Raw genomic sequence first — 16586 nt, 5'->3', positions numbered from 1 at the left:
ACCCCGGTGTCAGGATCTTCTGCGTCGATGCTTTAAAGGACGTGGTTCCGGTGCGGTGACCGGCTTACTTGATCATGTAGATCGTGGCGAAGAGGCCGATCCAGACGACATCGACGAAGTGCCAGTAGTAGGACACGACGATGGCCGCCGTCGCCTGCTGGTGGGTGAACCTCTTGGCCGCGTACGTCCTTCCGAGGACCAGCAGGAAGGCGATGAGGCCGCCCGTCACATGCATTCCGTGGAAGCCGGTGGTCAGGTAGAACACCGAGCCGTACGGGTCGGACGAGAGCGAGAGCCCCTCGTGCTTGACCAGCTCGGTGTATTCGAAGATCTGACCGCCGATGAAGATAGCGCCCATGACGAAGGTGATCACGAACCAGGTGCGCAGCTTCTTCACGTCGCCGCGCTCGGCGGCGAAGACGCCGAGCTGGCAGGTGAGGGAGGAGAGCACCAGGATCGTGGTGTTCGTCGCCGAGAACGGGAAGTTCAGCGCGGACGCCATTTCCTTCCAGTGCTCGGCTCCGGTCACCGATCGCAGGGTGAAGTACATCGCGAAGAGGGCCGCGAAGAACATCAGCTCGGAACTCAGCCAGATGATGGTTCCGACGCTGGTGAGGTTCGGCCGGTTGACCGACGGGTGCGCGTGCCCGGTATCTACTGCTGTTGCTGTCGCCACGACCGACATTATGTCGGTCGCTTATCCGGCCCTCACTCCCGGGGGTGCCGTTCGGAGTGTCAACGCCATCGGCCCTGCTCGTCGGCGCCCTTCCGGGCAGTCCCTCGAAGGGGGTAGAGATCTGTACGCCCCCTCCTCCGGGCGGCTGTACCGGAGTAGCATCCGCCACAGGAGCCCAGCGGATCACTTAGTTCATCCGGAGGACACGATGCGGCCTACCGCCACGGTGCTGGTCTACAGCGATGACGCGAGCACCCGCGAGCAGGTGCGGCTCGCCGTCGGACGACGGCCCGCAGCCGATGTGCCCCCGGTGGAGTTCCTGGAGTGCGCGACCCTCCCCGCCGTCCTGACGGCACTGGAGGAGGGCGGTATCGATGCCTGTGTGCTGGACGGCGAGGCGGTGCCCGCGGGCGGGATGGGCGTGTGCCGGCAGATCAAGGACGAGATCTTCCGCTGTCCGCCGGTACTGCTGCTCATCGGCCGCCCGCAGGACGCCTGGCTGGCCACCTGGAGCCGCGCGGAGGCCGCGGTCACCCATCCGGTGGACCCGGTGGCCCTGGCGGACGCGCTGGCCGGGCTGCTCCGCACGCGGCCGGCCGTGAGCGCCTGACCGCAGGGGTCTCCTGACGGCCGGGGCGGTCACGGCTGTCGCCACCGTCACACCTGGGGCCGGAGCCGGGCCGAGTCGGCCGGGGTCGAACCGTCCCGCTGACCGGCGGCGAGGGCACTGCCCTGACGCCAGTCGTTCCAGGCCATGTTCCAGTCGCCGTAGCCGTTGTCGAACGTCGTCATATCGGCGCCGTTGCTGTTCACGACCTTGACGACGTCGCCGAGCCGCACGGTGTTGAAGAACCACTGGGCGTTCTCCGTGCTCATACCGGTGCAGCCGTGGCTGACGTTGGCCACGCCCTGGGAACCGGTGGACCACGGCGCCGCGTGCACGTACTCACCGCTCCAGGTGACCCGGGTCGCCCAGTAGACCATCAGGTCGTAGGAGTTGCCGAGGCCGATACTGGCGCCGGTCATCCGCACCGCGGACTCCTTGGCGAGGATCACCTTGACGCCATTGCGGGTATCGAATCCGGGCATACCGGTGGTGATCGGGATGGTCCGGACCGGCACTCCATTGCGCTTCACCGTCATCTGGTGGGTGCCGGAGTCGGTGAGGGCCTCGATGCGGTCACCGGTGGTCAGCTTCAGAGACTTGGCGTCACCGCCGTAGAGCCCGCCGCCGATCCTGATGCCCTTGAGGTTGGAGTGCACATTGATGGTGGCGTGGGCGGGCCAGTAGTCCTGCGGACGGTAGTGCAGGGTCTTGTTGTCCACCCAGTGCCAGACACCGTCCACCGCGGGCTGGGAGTCCACCTTCAGGGCACGCTCCACCACGGCCCGGGCCGAGGGGTCCTTCACCGGCCGGCTCAGCTTGGCGGTGACGGGCTGCCCGACGCCGTACTCCCCCGCCTTCGGCCCGAAGGTGACCTTCAGCAGCCTGCGGGCGGAGCTGGTGGTGAAGTCGATGGTCCGGCGGCCGGGCGCCCCGTTGGAGTCCTCCGTGCTCACCCGGAGCGTGTAGTGCGCTCCGGCGGCCAGCGGCACGGTGCTGCGCCAGCGGCTGCCGTCGTCGGTCAGCTCGCCCCGGACGTAGCGCCCCGCGGCGTCGGTGGCGGTGACGTCCGTGATCCGGCCGTCGTCGCCCTTGGCCGTCACTTCCAGTGGCTTGTCCGGATCGGCCTTGTGGTTCTCCCCGTCGCCGCTGAACGAGATCTGGTCGGCGGCGTCGTACGGCTTGGCGGACAGCGGGTTGGAGGAAGGGCCCCCGCAGCCGCTGAGTCCCGCCATCAGCGACGCCACCAGCAGGGTGCAGGTGAGCACGGCCCGGGGTCGAGGTGATCGCGATGTGTGGCTCATGGACACACGCTATGAACGGCCGCCGCGGACGGCGCGCGGAGTGAAGCACCGGAGTGACACCCGCCTGGGCGTGGGGAGGTACGCACGGGGCCCGGACACCTTCGGAAGGTGTCCGGGCCCCGTGCTCAGCCGGTACGAGAACCGGTTACTGGTTCTGGTTCTCGCCGCGGTAGTACTCGAAGACCCAGCCGAACAGACCGACCATGATGATCGGGGCCGAGAAGTAGAGCAGCCACCAGTCGAAGACCACACCGAGGAAGGCCAGCGCGCCACCGAAGCCCAGGGAGAGCGGCTGCCAGCTGTGCGGGGAGAAGAATCCCAGCTCACCGGCGTCGTCGGCGACGTCCGCGTCCTTGTTGTCCTGCGCCCCGACATCCACCCGGCGCGCGGTGAACGCCAGGTAGTAGCCGATCATGACGCTCAGGCCGAAGGCGAGGAAGAGCGCGGTGGTGCCCGCCGGTTCCTTGGACCACACGCCATACACGATGGCCATGATCAGGATGAAGACGGCGAGCCAGATGAACATCCGGCCTTGGACCTTCACTTGCCGGCCTCCTTGCCACCCGCGAGGGCCTTGTCATCGTCGGAGGCACCGTGGTTCTCGAGCTGGTCGAGCGCCGCGATCTCCGGGTGGTGCAGATCGAAGGCCGGGGACTCGGAGCGGATCCGCGGCAGCGTGAGGAAGTTGTGCCGCGGCGGCGGGCAGGAGGTCGCCCACTCCAGCGAACGGCCGTAGCCCCACGGGTCGTCGACCTCGATCTTCTTGCCGTACTTGGCGGTCTTCCAGACGTTGTAGAAGAACGGCAGGATCGACAGACCGAGCAGGAACGAGGCGATCGTGGAGATCGTGTTCAGCGTGGTGATGCCGTCGGCCGCCAGGTAGTCGGCGTAGCGGCGGGGCATGCCCTCCGCACCGAGCCAGTGCTGCACCAGGAACGTGCCGTGGAAGCCCACGAACAGCGTCCAGAAGGTGATCTTGCCGAGCTTCTCGTCCAGCATCTTGCCGGTGAACTTGGGCCACCAGAAGTGGAAGCCGGCGAACATCGCGAACACCACGGTGCCGAACACCACGTAGTGGAAGTGGGCCACCACGAAGTACGAGTCCGAGACGTGGAAGTCCATCGGCGGCGAGGCCAGGATGACACCGGTCAGACCACCGAAGGTGAAGGTGATCAGGAAGCCGATCGCCCAGAGCATCGGGGTCTCGAAGCTCAGCGACCCCTTCCACATGGTGCCGATCCAGTTGAAGAACTTGATACCGGTCGGAACCGCGATCAGGAATGTCATGAAGGAGAAGAACGGCAACAGTACGCCGCCCGTCACATACATGTGGTGCGCCCAGACCGTGACCGACAGACCGGCGATCGAGATCGTCGCGGCGATCAGCGAGATGTAACCGAACATCGGCTTGCGGGAGAAGACCGGAATGATCTCCGAAATGATCCCGAAGAATGGCAGGGCGATGATGTACACCTCTGGATGGCCGAAGAACCAGAAGAGGTGTTGCCAGAGCAATGCTCCGCCATTGGCCGCGTCGAAGACATGGGCCCCGAATTTACGGTCCGCCTCCAGGGCGAACAGCGCGGCGGCCAGCACCGGGAAGGCCAGCAGCACCAGCACCGCGGTGAGCAGGACGTTCCAGACGAAGATCGGCATCCGGAACATCGTCATGCCCGGAGCGCGCATGCAGATGATCGTGGTGATGAAGTTGACCGCACCGAGGATCGTGCCGAAGCCGGAGAAGGCCAGACCCATGATCCACATGTCCGCGCCCACACCCGGTGAACGGACCGCGTCCGACAGCGGGGAGTAGGCGAACCAGCCGAAGTCGGCCGCGCCCTGCGGAGTGAGGAAGCCGCCCACCGCGATCAGCGAGCCGAAGAGGTACAGCCAGTACGCGAACATGTTCAGCCGCGGGAACGCCACATCGGGCGCACCGATCTGGAGCGGCATGATCCAGTTCGTGAAGCCCGCGAACAGCGGGGTGGCGAACATCAGCAGCATGATCGTGCCATGCATGGTGAACGCCTGGTTGAACTGCTCGTTCGACATGATCTGCGTACCCGGGCGGGCCAGCTCGGCGCGCATGAAGAGCGCCATCAGGCCGCCGATGCAGAAGAACGCGAACGACGTGACGAGGTAGAGCGTGCCGATCGTCTTGTGGTCGGTGGTGGTCAGCCACTTGACGACGACATTGCCGGGCTGCTTGCGGCGCACCGGCAACTCGTTCTCGTACGAGGCGGTGGCGTCGGCACCCTGAGGTTCGTTGAGGATGCTCATGTGTTGTTGGTCTCCGCGTTCTTGGCAGCGTCCGTCTGCTCAATGCCCGCCGGGATGTAGCCGGTCTGGCCCTTCTTCGCCAGGTCCTTCAGGTGCTGCTGGTAGCGCTCGGGCGAGACTACCTTGACGTTGAAGAGCATCCGGGAGTGGTCGACGCCGCACAGCTCGGCACACTTGCCCATGAAGGTGCCCTCGCGGTTCGGGGTGACCTCGAAGCGGTTGGTGTGCCCCGGGATGACGTCCATCTTCATCAGGAAGGGGACCACCCAGAACGAGTGGATGACATCGCGGGAGGTCAGGATGAACTGGACCGACTCACCCTTGGGCAGCCACAGGGTGGGCCCCGGGTTGCCGTTCTGCGGGTTCCGCTGGCCGGGGACACCCGCGTCGTAGACGCCCTCGGCGCCCTTGGGCACCGCGGAGAGCATCCGGTTGGGGATGGCCTTGATCTCCTTGGCGGTCTGCTTCGGAGTGGCGGTCTTCCCGTCCACGTTCTCCATGTAGTTGAAGCCCCAGCTCCACTGGTAGCCCACGACGTTGACGACGTGGTCCGGCTTCTTGGAGGTCTTCAGGAGCGCGGTCTCATCGCGCGCGGTGAAGTAGAACAGCACCGAGACGATGATGATCGGGACCACGGTGTACAGCGCCTCGATGGGCATGTTGTACCGGGTCTGAGCGGGAACCTCGATCTTGGTCCTGCTGCGGCGGTGGAAGATGACCGCCCACAGGATCAGGCCCCAGACCAGAACGCCCGTGGCGAGCGCAGCCGCCCACGAACCCTGCCAGAGGGAGAGGATCCGCGGCGCCTCCTCCGTAACCGGGGTGGGCATTCCGAGGCGGGGGAAGTCCTTCGATGTGCAACCGGTGGCGGTCGCCAGGACCAAGCCCGCGGCCAGCGCCTGCAGCAGCTTCCGCCGCACCGGGCGCCGCGACGAGCGGTCGGAGCCGTTGGGACTCACGTAGCGCCTTCCCGAGAGTCTCGCCCGCGCGGTCGGCCGCGGCCGTCTGTCGGTCGGTCGCCGGCCCGGTGCGGGCAGGGGTTTGGATGTTTATGCGGACCAAACCCTACTGGACGCCATTTGGGGCCGCGCGGCCAGGGTGCCCAACGCGCCGGGCCGCACCCCGATGGGGTGGAATGCCCCCCTCCGCCAGCGGTTTTCGCCCCGGTACGGCATGTTGGACGGCACCGGATCCGGGGTGCGAGAGGGTGCGGCGGGACCGGTTCCGATCACCGCCGCGGACACCGCGCGGTCCACACCGACTAGCGTTCTTTACGTGCCCTACTTCGACGCGGCCTCGTCCGCTCCGCTGCACCCGGTCGCCCGGCAGGCGCTGCTCGCCGCCCTGGACGAGGGGTGGGCCGACCCCGCGCGGCTGTACCGCGAGGGGCGCCGCGCCCGGCTGCTGCTGGACGCCGCCCGGGAGGCGGCGGCCGAGACCGTCGGCTGCCGCCCGGACGAGCTGGTGTTCACTCCATCGGGGACACGCGCGCTCCACGACGGCATTGCCGGAGCGCTCGCGGGGCGCCGCCGGGCCGGCCGTCATCTGATCGTCTCCGCCGTCGAGCACTCCGCGGTGCTGCATGCCGCGGCCACCCACGAGGCGGGCGGCGGCACGGTCACCGAGGTGGGGGTGGACCGCGCCGGACGGGTCGCGCCGGACGCCTACGTGACGGCCCTGCGGGAGGCCCCGGAACCCACCGCACTGGCCTGTCTCCAGTCCGCCAACCACGAGGTCGGCACGGTGCAGCCGGTGGCCGAGACCGCGGAGGTGTGCGCGGAGGCGGGCGTACCGCTGCTGGTGGACGCGGCGCAGTCGCTCGGTTGGGGCCCGGTGGACGGCAATTGGTCACTTATGACCGCAAGTGCCCATAAATGGGGAGGCCCCTCGGGGGTCGGGCTGCTCGTCGTCCGCAAGGGGGTGCGCTTCTCGCCCCAGGGCCCGGCGGACGAACGGGAGTCGGGCCGCTCCCCCGGCTTCGAGAACCTCCCGGCCGTGGTCGCCGCGGCCGCCTCGCTGCGCGCCGTACGGGCGGGGGCGGACGCCGAGGCGGAGCGGCTGCGGGGTCTGGTGGACCGGATCCGGGCGCGGGTGCCGGAGTTGGTGCCGGATGTGGAGGTGGTGGGCGATCCGGAGCGGAGGCTGCCGCATCTGGTCACCTTCTCGTGTCTCTATGTCGATGGGGAGACACTTCTGCATGAGCTGGACCGCGCGGAGTTCTCGGTCTCGTCCGGCTCCTCCTGCACCTCCTCCACCCTGACCCCGAGCCATGTGCTGCGGGCGATGGGGGTGCTGTCCGAGGGAAACATCCGGGTCTCGCTGCCGTTGGGGACGCCCGCGGCGGAGGTGGACCGGTTCCTGGAGCTGCTGCCAGGGGTGGTCCGGGAGGTCCGCGGACGGCTCGGCGCCCCGGAGCCGGCGCGGCCCGCGGCAAGGGAGCCGGCGGCGGAAACAGCGGTGGAGACCGCCGGACCCGAGCTGGTGGTGGACTCGCTCGGCAAGCGGTGCCCGATCCCGGTGATCGAGCTCGCCAAGGTGATCGGCGAGGTCCCGGTGGGCGGGGTGGTCACGGTGCTGTCCGACGACGAGGCGGCCCGGCTGGACATCCCGGCCTGGTGCGCCATGCGGGACCAGGAGTACGAGGGCGAGCGCCCGGCCGAGCGCGGTGTCGCCTACCGGGTCCGCCGCCGCACCTGACACCCTCCGGCCCCCGGGGAGCCCGGGGGCCGGAGGGGCGGGCGTCAGACCAGGTGGTCGTTGACCTCGGCGGCGGCGTCATGGCCGTACGCCTTGGCGAACCGCTCCATGAAGTGGCCGCGGCGCAGCTCGTACTCCTGGGTGCCCACCGTCTCGATGACCAGGGTGGCGAGCATGCAGCCCACCTGGGCGGAGCGCTCCAGCGACAGCCCCCAGGACAGACCGGAGAGGAAGCCCGCGCGGAAGGCGTCGCCGACACCCGTCGGATCGGCCTTCTCGTCCTCCTCCGGGCAGCCGACGACGATCGGCTCCTCGCCCTCGCGCTCGATCCGGACGCCCTGCGCGCCCAGCGTGGTGACGCGGGTGCCGACCTTGGCGAGGATCTGCTCGGAGGTCCAGCCGGTCTTGGTCTCGATCAGCGCGGCCTCGTACTCATTGGTGAACAGGTACTCCGCCCCGCCCACCAGAAGCCGGATGTCCTCGCCGTCCATCCTGGCGAGCTGCTGGGAGGGGTCGGCGGCGAAGGGGATACCGCGCGAGCGGCACTCCTCGGTGTGCCGGACCATCGCCTCCGGGTCGTCCGCGCCGATGACCACCAGGTCCAGCCCGCCGACCCGGTCGGCGACCGGCTGGAGCTCGATCTGCCGGGCTTCGCTCATGGCGCCGGTGTAGAAGGACGCGATCTGGTTGTGGTCGGTGTCCGTGGTGCAGACGAAGCGCGCGGTGTGCAGCACCTCGGAGATCCGGACGGACGCGGTGTCCACGCCGTGACGGTCCAGCCAGGCGCGGTACTCGGCGAAGTCCTCACCGGCCGCGCCGACCAGGATCGGGCGCAGGCCGAGCACACCCATACCGAAACAGATGTTGGGGCCCACACCGCCGCGGCGGACGTCGAGGGTGTCGACCAGGAAGGAGAGGGAGACCGTATGCAGCTGATCGGCGACCAGCTGATCGGCGAAGCGGCCGGGGAAGGTCATCAGATGGTCGGTGGCGATGGAGCCGGTGACGGCGATACGCACGGAAGTCGCTCCTGCGGGGCGGCGGCGGGGTCGGAGCCCCTACGCTAGCGCCTTGCCACTCCCACAGGAACGTAAGAAACTACCAGATAGTAGGGCTATTTTCGCCAGAGATCCGGTGCATACGGTGCGTATACATCAGATCTTCATCCGCGACCCCTTCGGACCGGGAGGCTCCCCATGCCGGAGCACGTGATCAACGCCCTTCCCACCGGTGCCATCGAGCCCGAATTCCTGGAAGAGCTGCGCGGCCAGGGGGCACGGATGGTGCCGCACTGGCCGGTCACCGTATCGCCTCCCGCCGCACCGGTGTCCCTGTCGCGGATCCGCGGGGTCACCGTGCCGCCCGCGTCCGCGCAGCTGCTGGACAAGATGTCCGATTACGGCGACTGACGGAACCGTACTCCCGTCCGCCCCGTCTCACCGGCGTCCCCTCGCGAGGAAATGGGACCGTACAACGTGAGCGGAGCCGAAGGAGCGAAACGGTGAGCACCGAGGAGACCGACACCCCGCATACCCCCGACGACGACCATCCGCGTCTGCGGCGCCGTTCGCCACTGGCCGTGGTCGCGGTGGCGGCAGCGGTACTGGTCGCCGGTGGCGGCGGGGCCTACTGGGCCTCGACCGCGGCGGACGGCAGCGGCACGGCGCACAAGGACGGATCACCAAAACCCCTCGCACTGGACGCCTACCCCACCGCCGGACGCGAGGGCATCGCGCCCGGGGAACCCGACCCGAGTGGCGGGCGCTATGTGGCGGAGAAGAAGCTGCCCGACGGGCCGGACTCGGCCCCGGTGTATCTGTCCGACCCGAAGGTCACCAAGGCCGAGGTGGCACGGCTGGCCAAGGCGCTGGACGTGCCCGGCAGCCCGCGCGGCGACCACGGCTTCTGGAAGGTCGGGGGCACCAAGGACGCGGCCGGTCCAGTGCTGCGGGTGAGCCAGGACGGTCCGGGCAGCTGGAGCTACTCCCGCTACGGCACCCCCGCCGGCGGCTCCTGTGTGCGCCTGCCGGGCGCGGACGGCGACGCCGGTGCGGGCGAGCGCAAGGGCGACGGCAGCACCGCCCAGGATTGCCCCGTCTACCGGGACGGGAAGTCCGGCAAGAAGGGCGATGACGACCACCCCGAACGGAGCGACGCCGACCACGACAAGGTGGTGTCCGAGGCGAAGGCCAAGCGCACCGCCGAGCCGGTGCTCAAGGCGCTCGGACTCTCGGACGCCAAGCTGGACGCGACCGGTCGCTACGCCGCCATCCGCACGGTGAACGCGGAGCCGCGGGTGGGCGATCTGCCGACGCACGGCTGGTCGACCAGCCTCCAGGTGGCCGCCGACGGCCAGTTGGTCGGTGGCAGCGGCACACTGGCGCTCCCCAAGGAGGCCGACACCTATCCGCTGATCAGCGCGGACGAGGCGCTGAAGAAGCTCAACGCGGCGACCAGGGGCCGGGGTCCGGCCACGGGCGCGAGCTGTCCGTCGGCCACCCCGGACCCGGACGGGCCGGCGGAGGGCGGCTCGATCGCGCCGTGCGAGCCCAACCCCTCGGGCAGCTCCGGCAAGGTGATGGTGCGCAAGGCGACCTTCGGGCTGGCCTCGCACATGGTGGACGGACGGCGGGCGCTGGTGCCGTCGTGGATCTTCGAGACCCGGCCGACCGGGACCAACGGTGTCTCGATGACCCTTCCGTACCCGGCCGTGCAGCCCGAGTACATCAAGAAGGCCGCCGGTACCGAGAGCCCGGGACAGGGCGAGAGCGGTAAGCCCGACAAGTCCGGCAAGGAGAAGATCAACCACATCATCTCCTACACCGCGGACGACAAGACCCTGACGCTGCGCTTCTGGGGCGGGGTGTGCAACACCTACTCGGTCTCCGCGAAGGAGACGTCGAAGCAGGTGACGGTGGAGATCAAGAGCAAGCCCAAGCACCCCGGGCGGGCCTGCATTCTGATCGCCAAGGAGATGACCGAGAAGGTCAAGCTGGACAAACCGCTGGACGACCGCACGGTGGTCGACAAGTCGACCGGCAAGACGGTGCCGCTGCGGAAGAAGTAGGCGACACCACTAAAGAAGGCGGCGGTCCCGGCCGGGACCGCCGCCTTCTCGGCGTCGTCGAGCGCGCACCCCGCGGGCGGGCTCAGCTGAAGGAGTCGCCGCAGGCGCAGGAGCCGGTGGCGTTCGGGTTGTCGATCGTGAAGCCCTGCTTCTCGATGGTGTCGACGAAGTCGATCGAGGCACCGCCCAGGTACGGGGCGCTCATCCGGTCGGTGACGACCTTGACGCCGTCGAAGTCCTTGACGACGTCGCCGTCGAGGGAGCGCTCGTCGAAGAAGAGCTGATAGCGCAGGCCGGAGCAGCCGCCGGGCTGGACGGCGACGCGCAGCGCGAGGTCGTCACGGCCCTCCTGCTCCAGCAGGCTCTTGACCTTCGACGCGGCGGCGTCGGACAGGATGATGCCCTCGCTCGCGGTGGTCTCGTCCTGAACGGTCATCTGCTTCTCTCCCGGGTTGTACGGACTGCTTGCCGTCGGCACAAACCAACGGCCCCCCGGATTCATTCCGGGCCCATCGCTTTGCTCCTGCGTTCTTCATGCTCGCACACGGCCCGGCACACCGGGAATGCGTCACATCGACACGATGCCCATCGTCAACGTGACGTGAAGCAGTTATGATAGATAGCGTCATTTTGACGATTAACAGGACCAGCGTTCCCAGCGAAGAAAGAAGGGTGCGTGACGTGACCACCGCCCAACCCCTCGACGTGCAGCCGACACCGCTCGCTCTGCTGCTTCTCGGCCGTGAGGCCGACCCGCGGAGCGAGCGTGGTGTGGAGTGCCCCGGAGACCTTCCGGCGCCCTCCGACCCGGACCTGGTGGCACGCGCCCGCGCGGCCAAGGAGAAGCTCGGGGACAAGGTCTTCGTGCTCGGCCACCACTACCAGCGCGACGAGGTCATCGAGTTCGCCGACGTCACCGGGGACTCCTTCAAGCTCGCCCGGGACGCGGCGGCCCGGCCGGACGCGGAGTACATCGTCTTCTGCGGTGTGCACTTCATGGCGGAGTCCGCCGACATCCTGACCGGCGACGACCAGCAGGTCGTCCTCCCCGATCTGGCGGCGGGCTGCTCGATGGCCGACATGGCCACCGCCGAGCAGGTCGCCGAGTGCTGGGACGTGCTGACCGAGGCGGGGGTCGCCGAGGCGACGGTGCCGGTCTCGTACATGAACTCCTCGGCAGACATCAAGGCGTTCACCGGCAAGCACGGCGGCACCATCTGCACCTCCTCCAACGCCAAGCGGGCCCTGGACTGGGCCTTCGGCCAGGGAGAGCCCCGGCACAACAAGGTGCTGTTCCTGCCCGACCAGCACCTGGGGCGCAATACGGCCGTCCGCGACATGGGCATGTCCCTGGAGGACTGCGTCGTCTACAACCCGCACAAGCCGGGCGGCGGGCTCACCGCCGAGGAGCTGCGGGCGGCGAAGATGATCCTGTGGCGCGGCCACTGCTCGGTGCACGGCCGCTTCTCGCTGGACTCGGTCAACGACGTCCGTGCGCGCATACCGGGCGTCAACGTCCTGGTCCACCCCGAGTGCAAGCACGAGGTGGTCGCGGCCGCGGACTACGTGGGCTCGACCGAGTACATCATCAAGGCCCTGGAGGCCGCGCCCGCCGGGTCCAAGTGGGCGATCGGCACCGAGCTGAACCTGGTCCGCCGACTGGCGAACCGCTTCGCCGACGAGGGCAAGGAGATCGTCTTCCTCGACAAGACGGTCTGCTTCTGCTCGACCATGAACCGGATCGATCTCCCGCATCTGGTGTGGGCGCTGGAGTCGCTCGCCGCGGGCAAGGTCGTCAACCGCATCCAGGTCGACCCGGAGACCGAGAGCTTCGCCAAGCTGGCGCTGGAGCGGATGCTGGCGCTGCCGTAACCACGGCGCGGTACGCATACGGGGCGCGGGGCCGACGGGCTCCGCGCCCCGTGGCGTATGCGGAAGTCCGGCGTCAGGCCCCGGGGCGGACCAGGCCCGTCTCGTAGGAGATCACGACCAGCTGGGCCCGGTCCCGCGCCCCCAGCTTGGCCATCGCGCGGTTCACATGGGTCTTGACCGTCAGCGGGCTGACCTCCAGCCGGGCGGCGATCTCGTCGTTGGACAGCCCACCGGCCACCTGCACCAGCACCTCGCGCTCACGCACCGTGAGCGCGTCCAGCCGACTGGCGTCGTAGGCGGGGTCCTCGCCGTCCCGGGCGCCGTCGCCCTGGGCCAGGAACCGGGCGATCAGGCCCTTGGTCGCGGCCGGGGAGAGCAGCGCCTCGCCCGCCGCCGCGATCCGGATCGCGGACAGCAGTTCCTCGGGCTCCGCGCCTTTACCGAGGAAACCACTGGCGCCCGCCCGCAGGGAGTCCACCACGTACTCGTCGACCTCGAAAGTGGTCAGCATGACCACCCGGACCCCGGTCAGCTCCGGGTCCTCGCTGATCATGCGGGTCGCGGTCAGCCCGTCGGTACCGGGCATCCGGATGTCCATCAGGACCACGTCCGCGCCCTTGGCACGGACGATCTCGACCGCCTCCGCACCGTCGGACGCCTCCCCCACCACCTCCATGTCCGGATCGGAGTCCACCAGCACGCGGAACGCACTGCGCAGCAACGCCTGGTCATCGGCGAGCAGCACCTTGATCGTCATGAATCCCCTCCCGTACGGCCCTGCAAGGGAAGTCTGGCCCGCACCCGGAAGCCGCCCTCGGGCAGGGGGCCCGCCTCGCAGCTGCCGCGCAGCGCGGTGACCCGCTCCCGCATCCCGAGCAGTCCGTGTCCGCCGCCGTGCTCGTCGTCCAGCAGCGGCGACGTGGGCACGCCCTCCCCGGCGGCCCCGTCGGCCCGGGGCTCCGCCCCCGCCCCGTCGTCCACGACGGTGATCTCCAGCACGCCGCGGTCCCGGACGATCCGGATCCGCACACCGGCCTCGGGCCCGGCGTGCTTGTGCACATTGGTCAGCGCCTCCTGGACGACCCGGTACGCGGTGAGGTCGACCGAGCCCGCCAGCGGTCCGAGGCCGCCGCGCGGCTCCGCCTCCACCTCGACCCGCATCCCCACCCGGGCGAAGCCCTCCACCAGCTGGTCCAGCACACCGAGGCCCGGTGCCGGTTCGGTGGGGGCGGCGGGGTCGCCGTACTGCCGCAGCAGACCGACCGTGGCGCGCAGCTCGTCCAGCGCCGAGCGGCTGGCCTCCCGGACGTGGGCGAGCGCCTCCTTGGCCTGGTCGGGGCGTTTGTCCATGACATGGGACGCCACCCCGGCCTGCACATTGACCAGGGCGATGTGGTGGGCGACCACATCGTGCAGCTCCCGGGCGATCCGCAGCCGCTCCTCGGCCACCCGGCGGCGCGCCTCCTCCTCGCGGGTGCGCTCGGCCCGTACCGCCCGCTCCTCGACGGCGGCGACATAGGCGCGGCGGCTGCGCACCGCGTCGCCCGCGGCGGCGGCCAGCCCGGCCCAGGCGAAGATGCCCAGGTTCTCCTGGGAGTACCAGGGGCTGAGCCCGAAGAGCATCGCGGTCCCGGTCAGCAGCACCGCGGTGATGAGGCCGACCCGCCAGGTGGTGGGGCGGTCGGTGCTGGCCGCGAGGGAGTACAGCGCCGCCACCACGGCCAGCACGATCGAGGTGCGCGGCGGTCCGCTCTGGTTGGTGGTGATCTCCACCACGGTGAGCGCCGAGGTCACCGCGAGCACACTGCACGGCAGATCGCGGCGGAGCACCAGGGAGGCGGAGGCGAGCAGGGCCAGCAGGACGAAGACCGGGCCGATGTGCTGTTCCCGCAGATGCGGGTTGGCCACCGCGCCGATGATGATCAGCGCGAAGATACCGACGGCCACCAGGATGTCCAGGGCCCTCGGGTGCGCGGCCAGCCAGCGGTGGGGACGGGCCAGGCTCGGCCCCACGGAGAGGGGAGTCACGGGATCCAACGGTAAGCGCCGCGCCGGACCGCTCCGCTCCGGGGGCGGCCGGTCACCGGCGGACAAAGGGGGCACGACCTGTGCTGGAGTGCGGCCGGGCTAGCCCGGGATCAGGCCGTCGTCCTTGAGCATCGCCTTGACTTCCTCGAGGGTGGCGTCGGGGGCGGGCAGGATCAGCTCGGAGGGTTCGAGGGAGTCGTCCGGCAGCGCTTCGCCCGCCGAACGCACGGCGTCGAGGAGCGCGCCGAGCGTCCGCCGGAAGCCGTCCTGGTCGCCGCTCTCGACCTCGGCGAGCAGTTCGTCGTCCAGCTTGTTCAGCCCGGGCAGATGACTTTCGGCCACCTGTACCTGGCCCTCCCCCATGATCCGTACGATCATGACGACCTCCTCCGTAGGAGACCTCGCCCGGGTGGGGGCGCGGGCTACTGCTTGTCGAACTTGTGCTGGCCCTGGGACTGCTGGGACTGGTTCTGCTGACCGCCCTCGATGGCCTGCTGGGAGCCGCCGCCGGCCAGCTCGGCCTTCATCCGCTGGAGCTCCAGCTCCACATCCGTACCGCCGGAGATCCGGTCCAGCTCGGCCGCGATGTCGTCCTTGGCCATCCCGGACTGGTCGTCGAGGGCACCGGAGGCGAGCAGCTCGTCGATGGCACCCGCGCGGGCCTGGAGCTGCGCGGTCTTGTCCTCGGCGCGCTGGATCGCCATGCCGACGTCGCCCATCTCCTCGGAGATGCCGGAGAACGCCTCGCCGATCCGGGTCTGCGCCTGGGCCGCGGTGTAGGTGGCCTTGATGGTCTCCTTGCGGGTGCGGAAGGCGTCGACCTTGGCCTGGAGCCGCTGGGAGGCCAGGGTGAGCTTCTCCTCCTCGCCCTGGAGGGTCTGGTGCTGGGTCTCCAGATCGGTGACCTGCTGCTGGAGCGCGGCACGGCGGGAGAGCGCCTCCCGCGCCAGGTCCTCGCGGCCGAGCGCGAGCGCCTTGCGGCCCTGGTCCTCCAGCTTGGCGGACTGCCCCTGGAGCTGGTTCATCTGGAGCTCCAGCCGCTTGCGGGAGGTGGCCACGTCGGCGACCCCGCGGCGGACCTTCTGGAGCAGCTCGAGCTGCTTCTGGTACGAGTAGTCAAGGGTCTCGCGCGGGTCCTCGGCCCGGTCCAGGGCCTTGTTGGCCTTCGCGCGGAAGATCATCCCCATACGCTTCATGACACCGCTCATGGGCCTCGCGCGCCCCCTTCTGACGGACTTGAGACTCCAGCACTCCAACAGACCCAGCCTACGGGCCCTGCTTCCATTACCGCACTGTTCGGGGCCGTTCGCGCTCCTCCTCCAGGACGATCGGGAGGCGGGCGCCTCCGGCGCAGGGAGTAGCTGACCGCTGTGTCCCGATACGGCGGCAGTGCCGTTGCCGGATCGTTCCCCATGGGACTGGGGCGCACACCCGTGAACCCGTACCCTTGGGCTTTGTGTTCCGAAGCCGTTCCAAGGATGAGCAGGCCGCCACCGCCAAGGTGACCGCGGACCAGCCGCAGCAGCCCCGTGACCCGCAGGCGCCCAAGGGCCGCCCCACGCCCAAGCGCAATGAGGCTCAGTCTCAGCGCCGCAGCCTGGCGAAGACGCCGGCCACCCGCAAGGACTCCGCCAAGCGCCAGCGGGAGGCCCGCCGTACCGATCTGGCCCGTCAGCGCCAAGCGCTCGCCAGCGGTGACGAGCGCTACCTCCCGGCCCGTGACAAGGGCCCGGTGCGCCGCTTCGCCCGCGACTTCGTGGACTCCCGGTTCGTCGTCGCCGAGTTCTTCCTGCCGCTCGCGGTGGTCATCCTGGTGCTGAGCATGATCCGTGCCGGTGCCATGCAGAGCTATGTGCTGCTGCTGTGGATGGTCGTCATCGTGATGATCGTCATCAACTCGTTCATCCTCGCCTTCCAGCTGAAGCGCGCGCTGCGCAAGAAGTTCCCTGACGAGAATCTGCGCGGCGCCGTGGCGTACGCGCTGATGCGCACGCTCCAGATGCGCCGGCTGCGGCTGCCCAAGCCGCAGGTCAAGCGCGGAGAGCGGCCCTGAGCGGG

17 protein-coding genes are annotated in these 16586 nt (G+C 69.3%); 6 read left to right on the top strand and 11 right to left on the bottom strand.

Going from position 1 to position 16586, the window contains the following annotated elements:
• Positions 1-64: 64 nt before the first annotated feature.
• On the bottom strand, positions 65-685 hold the full coding sequence (gene ctaE / locus JK363_RS09860; protein ID WP_201873979.1) for an aa3-type cytochrome oxidase subunit III: 621 nt from the start codon (positions 683-685) through the stop codon (positions 65-67).
• A gap of 199 nt (positions 686-884) precedes the next feature.
• Here ctaE and JK363_RS09855 point away from each other — a divergent pair, with 199 nt between their 5' ends.
• Positions 885-1286 (top strand): hypothetical protein, encoded by a 402-nt coding sequence (locus JK363_RS09855; RefSeq protein ID WP_201873978.1) that lies wholly within the window; start codon positions 885-887, stop codon positions 1284-1286.
• Between the two features lie 47 nt (positions 1287-1333).
• On the opposite strand, the gene JK363_RS09850 is transcribed toward JK363_RS09855, so the two are convergent.
• The 4 genes from JK363_RS09850 to ctaC form a co-directional block, all read right to left on the bottom strand.
• Positions 1334-2584, bottom strand: a complete 1251-nt coding sequence (locus JK363_RS09850) for a L,D-transpeptidase (RefSeq protein WP_201873977.1) — start codon at positions 2582-2584, stop codon at positions 1334-1336.
• A 145-nt stretch (positions 2585-2729) separates the two neighbouring features.
• A complete protein-coding gene (locus tag JK363_RS09845; RefSeq protein ID WP_201873976.1) occupies positions 2730-3128 on the bottom strand; it encodes a cytochrome c oxidase subunit 4 in 399 nt (132 codons plus the stop codon).
• On the bottom strand, positions 3125-4864 hold the full coding sequence (ctaD, locus tag JK363_RS09840; RefSeq protein WP_201873975.1) for an aa3-type cytochrome oxidase subunit I: 1740 nt from the start codon (positions 4862-4864) through the stop codon (positions 3125-3127). Before ctaD ends, JK363_RS09845 begins: the two co-directional genes overlap by 4 nt.
• Positions 4861-5823 (bottom strand): aa3-type cytochrome oxidase subunit II, encoded by a 963-nt coding sequence (ctaC, locus tag JK363_RS09835; protein WP_201873974.1) that lies wholly within the window; start codon positions 5821-5823, stop codon positions 4861-4863. Before ctaC ends, ctaD begins: the two co-directional genes overlap by 4 nt.
• Before the next feature lie 316 nt (positions 5824-6139).
• On the opposite strand from ctaC, the gene JK363_RS09830 reads away from it, so the two are divergent.
• Complete coding sequence (locus JK363_RS09830) at positions 6140-7561, top strand: cysteine desulfurase/sulfurtransferase TusA family protein (protein WP_201873972.1); 1422 nt, start codon at positions 6140-6142, stop codon at positions 7559-7561.
• Positions 7562-7605: 44 nt separating this feature from the next.
• Here JK363_RS09830 and JK363_RS09825 read toward each other — a convergent pair whose 3' ends face one another.
• Positions 7606-8580: a carbohydrate kinase family protein gene (locus JK363_RS09825; RefSeq protein ID WP_201873970.1), complete on the bottom strand. Its 975-nt coding sequence runs from the start codon at positions 8578-8580 to the stop codon at positions 7606-7608.
• Positions 8581-8757: 177 nt separating this feature from the next.
• Here JK363_RS09825 and JK363_RS09820 point away from each other — a divergent pair, with 177 nt between their 5' ends.
• Together JK363_RS09820 and JK363_RS09815 are read left to right on the top strand one after the other, a co-directional pair.
• Positions 8758-8970 carry a hypothetical protein gene (locus JK363_RS09820; RefSeq protein ID WP_201873968.1) on the top strand — a complete coding sequence of 71 codons (213 nt, stop codon included), beginning with the start codon at positions 8758-8760 and terminating at the stop codon, positions 8968-8970.
• A 92-nt stretch (positions 8971-9062) separates the two neighbouring features.
• Complete coding sequence (locus JK363_RS09815; protein ID WP_201873966.1) at positions 9063-10628, top strand: hypothetical protein; 1566 nt, start codon at positions 9063-9065, stop codon at positions 10626-10628.
• A gap of 82 nt (positions 10629-10710) precedes the next feature.
• Here the strand turns inward: JK363_RS09815 and erpA are convergent, their stop codons facing one another.
• Positions 10711-11064: an iron-sulfur cluster insertion protein ErpA gene (gene erpA / locus JK363_RS09810; RefSeq protein ID WP_135340779.1), complete on the bottom strand. Its 354-nt coding sequence runs from the start codon at positions 11062-11064 to the stop codon at positions 10711-10713.
• 236 nt (positions 11065-11300) lie between these two features.
• Between erpA and nadA the strand changes: the two genes are divergently transcribed.
• Positions 11301-12500, top strand: a complete 1200-nt coding sequence (gene nadA / locus JK363_RS09805; protein WP_201873964.1) for a quinolinate synthase NadA — start codon at positions 11301-11303, stop codon at positions 12498-12500.
• Between the two features lie 73 nt (positions 12501-12573).
• On the opposite strand, the gene JK363_RS09800 is transcribed toward nadA, so the two are convergent.
• The 4 genes from JK363_RS09800 to JK363_RS09785 all read right to left on the bottom strand — a co-directional run bounded on the left by JK363_RS09800 (position 12574) and on the right by JK363_RS09785 (position 15736).
• Complete coding sequence (locus JK363_RS09800; protein ID WP_201873962.1) at positions 12574-13257, bottom strand: response regulator; 684 nt, start codon at positions 13255-13257, stop codon at positions 12574-12576.
• Complete coding sequence (locus JK363_RS09795) at positions 13254-14537, bottom strand: sensor histidine kinase (protein WP_201873961.1); 1284 nt, start codon at positions 14535-14537, stop codon at positions 13254-13256. The genes JK363_RS09800 and JK363_RS09795 overlap by 4 nt, the downstream gene beginning before the upstream one ends.
• A gap of 90 nt (positions 14538-14627) precedes the next feature.
• Complete coding sequence (gene pspAA, locus JK363_RS09790; protein WP_201873958.1) at positions 14628-14906, bottom strand: PspA-associated protein PspAA; 279 nt, start codon at positions 14904-14906, stop codon at positions 14628-14630.
• 44 nt (positions 14907-14950) lie between these two features.
• On the bottom strand, positions 14951-15736 hold the full coding sequence (locus tag JK363_RS09785; protein ID WP_201873957.1) for a PspA/IM30 family protein: 786 nt from the start codon (positions 15734-15736) through the stop codon (positions 14951-14953).
• Positions 15737-15984: 248 nt separating this feature from the next.
• Here JK363_RS09785 and JK363_RS09780 point away from each other — a divergent pair, with 248 nt between their 5' ends.
• Positions 15985-16581: a DUF3043 domain-containing protein gene (locus JK363_RS09780; protein WP_201873956.1), complete on the top strand. Its 597-nt coding sequence runs from the start codon at positions 15985-15987 to the stop codon at positions 16579-16581.
• The last annotated feature ends 5 nt before the right edge of the window (positions 16582-16586 follow it).

The organism is Streptomyces coffeae, assembly GCF_016741875.1.
GTDB classification, from domain to species: domain Bacteria; phylum Actinomycetota; class Actinomycetes; order Streptomycetales; family Streptomycetaceae; genus Streptomyces; species Streptomyces coffeae.
The sequence above is the reverse complement of the archived record's forward strand: the minus strand, read 5'-3'. Positions and strand labels throughout refer to the sequence as shown.

Excerpts from the sequence above, each read along its gene's own strand:
- ctaE (WP_201873979.1), bottom strand. The coding sequence starts at position 685 with ATGTCGGTCGTGGCGACAGCAACAGCAGTAGATACCGGGCACGCGCAC.
- JK363_RS09855 (WP_201873978.1), top strand. The coding sequence starts at position 885 with ATGCGGCCTACCGCCACGGTGCTGGTCTACAGCGATGACGCGAGCACC.
- JK363_RS09800 (WP_201873962.1), bottom strand. The coding sequence starts at position 13,257 with ATGACGATCAAGGTGCTGCTCGCCGATGACCAGGCGTTGCTGCGCAGT.
- ctaD (WP_201873975.1), bottom strand. The coding sequence starts at position 4,864 with ATGAGCATCCTCAACGAACCTCAGGGTGCCGACGCCACCGCCTCGTAC.
- JK363_RS09850 (WP_201873977.1), bottom strand. The coding sequence starts at position 2,584 with ATGAGCCACACATCGCGATCACCTCGACCCCGGGCCGTGCTCACCTGC.
- erpA (WP_135340779.1), bottom strand. The coding sequence starts at position 11,064 with ATGACCGTTCAGGACGAGACCACCGCGAGCGAGGGCATCATCCTGTCC.
- JK363_RS09820 (WP_201873968.1), top strand. The coding sequence starts at position 8,758 with ATGCCGGAGCACGTGATCAACGCCCTTCCCACCGGTGCCATCGAGCCC.
- pspAA (WP_201873958.1), bottom strand. The coding sequence starts at position 14,906 with ATGATCGTACGGATCATGGGGGAGGGCCAGGTACAGGTGGCCGAAAGT.
- JK363_RS09785 (WP_201873957.1), bottom strand. The coding sequence starts at position 15,736 with ATGAGCGGTGTCATGAAGCGTATGGGGATGATCTTCCGCGCGAAGGCC.